1 protein-coding gene is annotated in these 508 nt (G+C 64.0%); it reads right to left on the bottom strand.

Annotated features, from left to right (window positions below; genetic code table 11):
* Positions 1–508, bottom strand: a 508-nt coding sequence (locus ACFC3J_RS23110) for an IS66 family transposase (protein WP_375198230.1), incomplete at both ends; no start/stop codon positions are given.

Raw genomic sequence — 508 nt, 5'->3', positions numbered from 1 at the left:
TTTGCGCGTCAGCGTCAGCGGTCTGATTTGATTTTCGACGGGGTTAGTGTCCATCTCAACGCGGCCATCGTCGAGAAACAAAGTGAGGCCATCCCAATGGTTCAGCAGATAGGCGATCGCCTTGCCCATCTCGCTGCCCGGCGACAGGCGGGCAGCTTGCTCGCGCAGGAATCTCTCGAGTTCGGCGACGAGCGGCCGTGATCGCTCGTTGCGCGCCTTTTGTCGGATCGCGGCGTCGGCGCCACGGATCTCCTTCTCGATTGCGTAGAGCGCGGCGATGCGCGCGAGGACGGCTTCGGCGATGGGTGAGCCGGCCTTCGGAGTCGCGGCAATGATCTCGCGCCTGGAGTGGGACCAGCATGCGGCCAGCCGCAGCGGCGCGCCGCCTTGACGCTCGAGTCGTGCGAGCCTGTGATAGCCCTGGTATCCATCGACCTGAAGGATGCCGTCGAAGCCGTCGAGGATATGCTCGGCATGTTTGCCACTGCGTCCTGGCGCGTAGTGGTAG

It is taken from the genome of Sphingobium sp. (assembly GCF_041987595.1).
Taxonomy (GTDB): Bacteria; Pseudomonadota; Alphaproteobacteria; order Sphingomonadales; family Sphingomonadaceae; genus Sphingobium.
Note: the sequence above shows the minus strand (reverse complement) of the source record. Positions and strands in the feature narration are given on the sequence as shown.